The sequence below is a fragment of the Ramlibacter sp. 2FC genome, assembly GCF_005503345.1.
Classification (GTDB): Bacteria; Pseudomonadota; Gammaproteobacteria; order Burkholderiales; family Burkholderiaceae_C; genus SCMQ01.
In genome coordinates, this window is sequence record NZ_SCMM01000098.1 from 1 (window position 1) to 8,404 (window position 8,404).

At 73.0% G+C, this 8,404-nt stretch carries 7 protein-coding genes; all 7 read left to right on the top strand.

Going from position 1 to position 8,404, the window contains the following annotated elements; all coding sequences use genetic code 11:
* The first annotated feature begins 99 nt into the window (after nt 1-99).
* Nucleotides 100-330, top strand: coding sequence for a hypothetical protein (locus tag FFS10_RS22285; RefSeq protein ID WP_137896791.1), 231 nt, complete (start codon nt 100-102; stop codon nt 328-330).
* A gap of 4 nt (nt 331-334) precedes the next feature.
* A complete protein-coding gene (locus FFS10_RS22290; RefSeq protein ID WP_137896792.1) occupies nt 335-1,291 on the top strand; it encodes a hypothetical protein in 957 nt (318 codons plus the stop codon).
* A complete protein-coding gene (locus FFS10_RS22295) occupies nt 1,281-2,681 on the top strand; it encodes a S8 family peptidase (protein WP_137896793.1) in 1,401 nt (466 codons plus the stop codon). The genes FFS10_RS22290 and FFS10_RS22295 overlap by 11 nt, the downstream gene beginning before the upstream one ends.
* 3 nt (nt 2,682-2,684) lie before the next feature.
* The gene (locus FFS10_RS22300; protein ID WP_137896794.1) at nt 2,685-4,682 is read left to right on the top strand and encodes a hypothetical protein; all 1,998 of its coding nucleotides are present in this window, start codon (nt 2,685-2,687) and stop codon (nt 4,680-4,682) included.
* A 24-nt stretch (nt 4,683-4,706) separates the two neighbouring features.
* Entirely contained in the window at nt 4,707-5,801 is a 1,095-nt protein-coding gene (locus tag FFS10_RS22305) for a hypothetical protein (RefSeq protein ID WP_137896795.1), read from the top strand.
* Nucleotides 5,802-5,838: 37 nt separating this feature from the next.
* A complete protein-coding gene (locus tag FFS10_RS22310) occupies nt 5,839-7,140 on the top strand; it encodes a hypothetical protein (protein ID WP_137896796.1) in 1,302 nt (433 codons plus the stop codon).
* Nucleotides 7,141-7,150: 10 nt separating this feature from the next.
* Nucleotides 7,151-8,404 (top strand): hypothetical protein (locus FFS10_RS22315; RefSeq protein ID WP_137896797.1); only part of this gene is annotated, 1,254 nt, incomplete at its 3' end.

Sequence of the window (8,404 nt, forward strand, 5' to 3'; positions counted from 1 at the left end):
GCCCGCGCCGGTGGCCCCGCCGGCCGCGGCCGCGCCGCCACGCGTGCCCGCCCAGGGCCTGGCGCTCGACCCCTGGGCCCCCAGCCTCGCAGGCCAGCCATGAAGACCGCCTTCGCCGACACCCTGCTGCAGCTGTTCGAAGGCCTGGCGCCGCCGCCCGGCTCGGGCCTGGTGGTGACCGCGCTCGACGTGGAGATGCCGCTGGAAGTCAGCGCCGCGGTGCAGCGCGGCGAGCTGGTGTTCCTGGCCCAGGCGCCGCACTCGCGCTGGCAGGCGGGCTTCCTGCCGCCGCTGCAGCGCACCCGCCTGCGCCTGGCTCTGGAGGAGTGATGACTTGGCTGATCGCAACGACCCCGCGGCTGCCGGCTTCCTGGTCGAGGACTTCATCAACTCGATCACGACCCAGCTCGACCGCGTGCAGGACGCCCTGCGCATCAAGGCGGTCAACCGGCCACTCACCTATGCCCTCAAGGAACTGCATCTGGAGCTGAAAGTGTTCGTCGAAATGGATGCCAACGGTCAGGTCATGCTGCGCGCCAGCGGCCCCAACGAGGCCGGGGCCAGCACGCTGGCGCTGGACTTCACGACCATCACCAAGCCCATGATCGAGGAGAACACGATCTCGCTGGCCGCCACGCGCTCCACGCCGCTGGACAACCTGGGCCTCAAGCCCGAGGAGCGGATGCGCCTGGAGCGCCTGGGCGTGAGCAACCTGGCCCAGCTCGACCGACTGCGCGGCTCCACCGGCGTCAGCACCGTCGCGCGCATGGCCGACGTGCCGGTGGACCGGCTGCGCCGCGCCCTGCAGGCCGGCCACCCGCGCCTGACGCGGCCGCCCATGCCGCCCCTGCGCACGCCCGGGGTGAGCCTGCCCGGCCTGGGTGGGCGCACAAGGCTGATGCGCCCGCAGGGCGAGATGGCGCAGGACCTGGCCTGGGGCGCAGAGGGTCAGGACCCCGCCGCCCGCGGTGCCGGCGATGCCCCGGCCACGCCGCAGGTCATCGAGCTGCCAGCCGGCAGCCGCCGCCTCACGCTGAGCGGCAGCCACCTGCAGCACGAGGCCTATCCGCCCAGCGTGCGCCTGAACGGCGAGGCCCTGGAGATCGAGGAAGTCGACGAGGACCGCCTGGTCGTGCGCCTGCCCGAGGGCTTCGAGCAGGGCGAACTGGAAGTGAGCCTGGGCGACGAGCCGGCCTGCAGCTTCCTGCTGCTGCACCCCGCCGCCGAGCCGGCGGCGCAGGACCCCTGGGCCCCGCGCGGCGCCGAAACCGGGGGCCGCCATGAAGCGTGACGGCCACCTCACGCTGACCCTGCGCGCCGGCGTGGCCGCGGCCCCGGTGCCCGCGCACCTGGACTGCCTCACCGGCGCCGGCCGGCCCAGCGCGGTGCTGGACCGAGGGCCCATAGACGCGGTGGTGCGCCGCCATGGCGACGGCGCGCGCTTTCAGCGCGTGTTCCATGCGCGCCGCTCGCTGGGCCGGCCCGGCGAACACCATGTGGGCTTCGACGACGAGGAGGAGGCCCTGGGTCTGTCGCGCAGCTTCCAGGTGCAGCTGGCGCGGCCCGAGGCCGCGCCGGCGGTGCGCGAGGCGCTGCGCGCGCTCGGCATGGTCGAGCAATGCCAGCAGCAGACCCTGGCCTGGACATCGCTCGACGCCCCGGCGCCGCAGCCGCGGCCCGCGCGCCGCGTGCTGCGCTACGAGGACGCGATCGCGCCGCAGCGGCGCATCCGCGCCATCGAGGCCCTGGCACGCGAGCCGGGCGACGCCGGCGTCACCGTGGCCGTGGTGGACACCGGCGTCGTGGTCGGTCATCCCGAGTTCCAGCGCCGCTGCCTGGCCGGCTACGACACGGTGGACCTGGGCCTGGGCCGGCTCAACGAGAGCACGCGCCTGGTCGGCGACTCGCGCGGCTGGGACTACAACCCCTACGACGAGGTCGGCCACGGCTGCCTGGTGGCCGGCGTGATCGGCGCGCGCGGCTTTCACGTGCCGCCCGGCGTGGCCGGCGCCGCCATGCTGCTGCCGGTGCGCGTGCTGGCCGCCGCGCGGCGCGGCGAGGCCGGCGCGCGCCTGCTGGGCGTGGGCGCCCTGCCCGACATCGACGCCGGCATCAAGGTCGCGGTGGACCTGGGCGCGCTGGTGCTCAACCTCAGCCTGGGCTCGCCGCGCGACGCCGAGGACCCGCATGCCGCCCCGCCGCACCAGGCCGTGGCGCGCTACGCGCTGCGCCACGGCTGCGTGCTGGTGGCCGCGGCCGGCAACAGCGGCCAGCGCCAGGCCTTCTTCCCGGCCGCCCTGCCCGAGGTGCTGGCCGTGGGCTCGGTCGATGCGCTCGGCCAGCGCTCGCGTTTCTCCAGCTACGGCCCGCACCTGGCGATCTGCGCGCCCGGCGAGGCCATCGTCGGCGTGGGCCGGCGCGGCTACCAGGCCAGCTCGGGCACCTCCTTCGCCGCGCCCTACGTGGCCGGCGCCGCGGCCCTGCTGATGGCGCGCGCGCGCCGCCGCGGCCAGGCGCTGGACGCCGCCGCCGTGCGCCGCCTGCTGTGCGGCAGCGCCCAGGCCCTGCCCGGCGGCCCCGGCGAGGAGACCGGCGCCGGCCTGCTGGACTGCGCGGCCGCGCTGGCTGCGCTGGATGCGATGCACGAGAGGCAGGGCCTCGAGCCTGCCACTGCGAGGTGAGCCATGGTGACTTCCACGCGATCCCCTCCCACGCCGCCGCCCGCCGGCTCGGCCTGGAACGCGCTGCTGGCCTACGCGGTCGGCCATCCTCTGACCGACGCCCAGCGCCGGCGCGCCGTGCGCCAGCTGCAGAGCGCGCTGGACGCGAGCGACGAGCACAGCCCCGCCCTGCTGCTGGAGGGCGCCGGGGCCACGGCGCTGCGCCTGGCCAGCGGACCGGCCCCGCCCGAATGGCGCGCGATGCTGCAGCGCCTGCTGCTGCGCGCGTTCACGGGGCCGCCCTTCCATGCCAGCCCCGAATCGCTGCAGTCGCTCGCCGCAGCGCTGGCCCGGCGCGATGCAGAGACCCTGCACGCGCTGCTGGGCCCGGCCCTGCGCCTCGTCATCGACAAGCCACGCGACGAGGACGTTCCCCTGCTCACCGCGTGGCTCGCCCAGTACCTCAAGGAGAATTCCATGGCCATCAGCTTCTTCATCGACACCAGCTCGATCCCCATCCTGCAGACGCCCGCCACGCTGCAGGCCCTCAACCAGCGCGTGATCAGCGAGCTGCAGAACCGCTTCGGCGTGCCGGCCGACCGCGCCGACGTGACCCAGGTGCCCACGGCCGCCGTGGTGCTGGGCATGGTGGTGCTCGACGGCGAGGCCGACCCGGCCTCCAGCGGCCTGCCCGACGCGATGCGCCGCGCCTGGCTGGAGTCGATTGGCGACATTCCCGACAACTCGATCCCGCCCAAGAAAGTCGCGCTGTCGGAGGTCTACCAGTTCATCGCCAAGACGATGCCCAAGCTCAACGGCAGCATCGAACAGCTGGCGGCGCAGGAGTTCGCCTTCGTCTCGCGCGAGGTGATCGCCGGCGCCGCCTCGATCCCGTTCGGCCATCCGAACTTCGAATCGGCGATCCGCATCGCGCTCGACAAGTACGTCGAGACCCGGGCCACCGGCGACTCGCTGACCCTGCCGCCCGGCAGCCTGCCCGGCGGCACGCAGAACGCCGGCGGCGACGCCGACCTCAACTCCGACAACCTGCGCGTGGTCGGCCTGACCTACTCGCTGGCCCTGCTGGAGAAGGCCATGGTGCTGCCGGTGGCCGACCGCCTGGCGGCCATGTTCATGAACGGCCAGATGCCGTTCGGCCACGACGCGGCCGGCAAGGCCCTGGACGCCTACTACTGGGACAGCGAGGACCGGCTCAACCTGGCGCAGCGCCGCTCGCAGTACAGCCGCATGCTCGGCATGCCGGGCGGCGAGGTGTCCAAGGAGGTGGCGCCGAACAAGGACTTCGAGCAGCTGTTCCTGCGCTTCATCGCCAGCCTGTCCGAGTTCACGCGCCAGCGCGAGGTGGACCGCATGTTCGCCACCCGCACCTCGGTGCTGTCGACCACCGGCGAGCAGGTGCGCAAGTGCGCCTTCGAGCTGGCCAAGAACGCCTCGCTGTACGGCTGGGGCGCGGGCTTCTACGTGGCCACGCGCATCAACAAGCACCTGGAGCGCGCCATCGCCATCCTCAACCAGCCGCAGGTGCTCAAGACCTACGCCGCCTCCAACCACTGGCAGGTGGTCGAGCGCGTGGCCCAGCAGGACTTCGGCGGCGCGCCCAACTGGGCCAAGTACAGCACCATGGCCCAGGCGGCGAACAAGCTGTTCGACATCCTGGCGCGCAACACCGGCGTGCTGGCGGCCGGCAACGGCGGCCTGCCCTTCCTGCACGACCCGAACTTCGCGGCGCCCGACGGCCAGCGCGCCAGCGACCTGTCGGCCCAGGACACGCGCGAGCTGCTGACCAGCGTGCAGCTGTGGCTGGCCGTCAACGGCGTGCGCGACGAGCAGGTCAAGCAGTACGCGCAGCCGGTGGAGCTGACCGGCGTGCCCAGCCTGCCCGGCATGCCGGGCGGCGGCGACGCCGCGGGCCAGCAGGTGATAGAGAAGCTCAAGCAGCTCACGGCCAGCGGCACGCCCAGCCCCGAGCAGCTGCAGCAGCTGCTGGCCACGCTGCACTGAGCGCGCCATGGAAAGGCCAAGACCATGAAGCCAAGAGACACCCTGGCGCTGCGCGCGCGCCGGCTGCTCGCGCAGTCGGCCCGGCGGCTGGGCACCGCCGACCCGCTGGAGGACCTGGGAGCGGACATCGACGAATCGCTCGACGTGCCCTATGGCGAGCCGCTGGAGGACACGCCGCTGTCGACCCAGTTCTCCGAGCAGACGCCCGAGCAGCTGAACTTCGTGATGCGCGCCGCCGGCCAGGGCGTGACCGGCGCCGACCGCATCCAGGGCGCCAGCCAGGCCATGACGCGCGTGGTCGAGCGCCACTTCGGCCGCGGCGCGCGCCACTGGCTGGACAACCAGCTGGAGGCGGTCCGCTCGCTGGACAACGGCCGCAGCTGCGCCTGGGGCGCCGCCTTCGGCAGCGCCTTCGACCGCGCCGGGCTGGCCGAGTCCTACGTGCATTGCGAATGGGGGCCGCAGCTGATGGACGCGCTGCCGGCGCCGCTGCACCGCATCGCGACCCTGGCCATGGCGTCCATGCCGGGCCTGCGGCCGGTGATCATGTCGGTGCGCTGCGGCCGTGCGGCGGGCGCCCAGCAGCTGTCCTTCGAGTCCGAGCGTCCGCTCTCGCTGGCCGCGCTGCAGCCGCTGATGGACCAGCTGGGCCTGGGGCACCGCCATGCGGGCCTGATGAGCGCCGTGGCCTTCATCCTCGGCGCGCGCTTCGTGCTGCCGGCCGAGGCCGCGATGCTGACGCTCAGGCCGCTGCGCCAGGGCGTGGAGCTGCGCCTGGACGTGAGCCTGGACGCCATCCCCGACCTGCCCTCGCAGCTGATGGCGCTGACAAGGCTGCAGATGACCGAGCGCCCGCGCAGCCTGCAGGGCATGGACCGCTGGCTGATGGCGCTGACGCCGGACGGCTACCCCGGCCCCGGCACGGTGTCGGTGCTCTCGGTCTGGGTGCGGCCCGACCTGCCGGCCCGCGTGGCCCTGTACCTGCGGCCGGCCTCGCTGGACCCGCGCCTGGAGCGCCTGCGCGAGGCCCCTGCGCCCAGTGCGCCGGCCCCCGCACCGCAACCGGTCGCCGGCCAGGCCCTGTGGTCCTCCTCGGCCTGGCTGCCCGCCCAGGCCTGAACCACCGGACCACGCCCAGCCGCCCCAGGAGCCCGCCATGAACGCTGTCGCGACCTCTCCCGCCGCACGCGCCGACGACCGCCTGCTGGGCGACATCCGCGCGCGCGTCAAGCAGGCGCTGACGCGCAGCGCCTCGTTCAACGCCCTGCCGCCCGAGCAGCGTGCCGAGATCGCGCACAACACGGTGCGCGCCTTCCACTACATCCTGGGCGGCGCGGACGGCCGCTCGGTGCCCGAGGCCGTGACCCTGGGCGGCAACAGCGCGGGCTTCGCGCCGCTGGCCCAGGCCCAGGCCGGCGCGCCGGTGCAACCGGTGCGGCGCCTGACGGTGCCGTCGCCGCCGCCGCTGGGCGAGGCCGCGCGCCGCGGCGGCGAGGCCATGGCCGACCTGATCCAGGAGGTCGACTTCCCGGCCTTCGTCGGCGGCCTGGTCGACGGAGTCTTCAACTCCATCGTGACCAGCTCGATCAAGCAGATGGAGGCCTATGCCGAGCTGGTCAAGAACGTCGCCAAGTCGGTCGACCAGTACATGAAGGACAACGTCAGCGAGCAGAACGCGCGCGACTACCTGGTGCAGCGCTACCCCGAGCACCTGGAGATGGACCTCGGCGCCGAGACCCCCAAGCTCAAGCCGCGCGAGGGCGCCGACGAGTCCAGCCTGCCCGACTTCTTCGCCGACCTGGGCCTCAAGGCGCCGATGGGCAGCCTGGACAGCGACAGCGCCGAGCAGCAGCTGGTGCCCGCCGCGCGCCAGCGCATCGCCATGGACCGCCAGCAGATGCTGGCCACCATGGTCATGATGGGCGTGAACCGCCTGGTGGTCACCAACGGCAGCATCGAGGCCTCCTGCCTGTTCAAGCTCGACACGCGCGACACACGCGTGCGCGACCGCACGCGCACCAGCGGCGGCACGCGCACCGACACCCGGCACGACGAGCGCGGCGGCAAGGGCGACTACCACTGGGAGGGCGAGCGCAAGGAGAACGACTGGATCAAGAGCGGCAAGTACTCGGGCAACTCGAGCTGGTACAACGGCAGCACGCGCGACAGCACGGCCAGCTTCAGCGTATCCACCGTGGACACCAACAAGAACGAAGAGGAGGTCAAGCTGCACGCCGAGCTCGCGGGCAAGGTCAAGCTCAACTTCAAGAGCGACTACTTCCCCATGGAGCGCATGATCGACGCGCTGCAGATCAACCAGATCCGCGAAAAGACGCCGGCCGCCGCGCCCGCCCCGGCCCCTGCGCTGCCGGCCGCGCCGCCGCTGCCACCCATGCCCGCGCTGCCGGCGCTGCCCGGTGTGAGCGCACCGCCCGCGACGGCCATCCCGGCGCGTTGAGGAGGCCACCATGCCGCATGCCGACGACACCCTGCTGCCGCTGATCCGCCAGCGCGTGCGCCAGGGCCTGCTGGGAAGCCCCGCCTACGCGCGCCTCACGCCCGAGCAGCGCGTGGCGGTGGCCAAGGACACCGTGCGCGCCTTCCACTACATCCTGGCCGGCGCCGACGGCCGGACCCGGCCCGACCAGGTCACGCTGGCCGGCCGCGCGCCCCTGCCCGCCGCACTTCCTACCACGCTTCCCACCGCCCTGGCCGACAAACCGCCCCTGCCCGAGGGCGACACCGCCGGCCAGCGCTTCGGCCAATCGGGCGCGGTGGCCGCGCGCGAGGGCGCCGACGCCTTCACCGAGATGATCCAGAAGGTCGACTTCCCGCAGTTCGTCGCCGGCCTGATCGACGGCGTGTTCAACGCCATCGTGCATTCCTCGATCCAGCAGATGGAGGCCTACGCCGAACTGGTCAGGAACGTCAGCAAGTCGGTCGAGCAGTACATGAAGGACAACGTGAGCGAGAACAACGCGCGCGACTACCTGGCCGAGCGCTACCCCGAGCATTTCGAGATCGACATCTCCAGCGACAAGCCACGCGTGCGCGCGCGCAAGGGCGCGAGCGAGGACAACCTGCCCGACCTGCAGGGCGACCTGGGCCTGCCCGAGGCCGTGAGCTCGCTGGACGACGGCATGATCGAGGACAAGCTGGTGCCCGCCGCGCGCCGCCGCATGGCGCTGGACCGCCAGCAGCTGCTGGCCACCATGGTCATGATGGGGGTGAACCGCCTGGTGGTCACCAACGGCAGCATCGAGGCCTCCTGCATGTTCGAGCTCAACACCACCGACGCGGTGCGCCGCCGCATGAAGCAGGAGCGCTCGGCCGACTGGCATTCCCAGCGCAAGGCCGAGGCCGGCTACGAAGGCAGCTACAGCCGCGAGAGCTCGGGCTTCCTGGGCCTGGGCGCGAAGAAGAAGCTCAACCAGAGCTGGTACGGCAAGTCCAGCGCCGAGGACACGGCGAATTTCGCGGTCAGCACCACGCGCAGCGAGGACTCGGACGCCAAGGTGCAGATGCACGCCAAGCTGGCCGGCAAGGTCAACGTGCAGTTCAAGAGCGACTACTTCCCCATGGAACGCATGGTCGACGTGATGCAGATCAACCAGATCCGCGCCAAGACGCCGGGCGGCGACCAGGCCGCCGCCCCGGGCAACCCCGCCCTGCCTGCCCCGACGCCCGCGGCGCCGGCCGCGCCGCGCCAGGCGGTGGCCGCG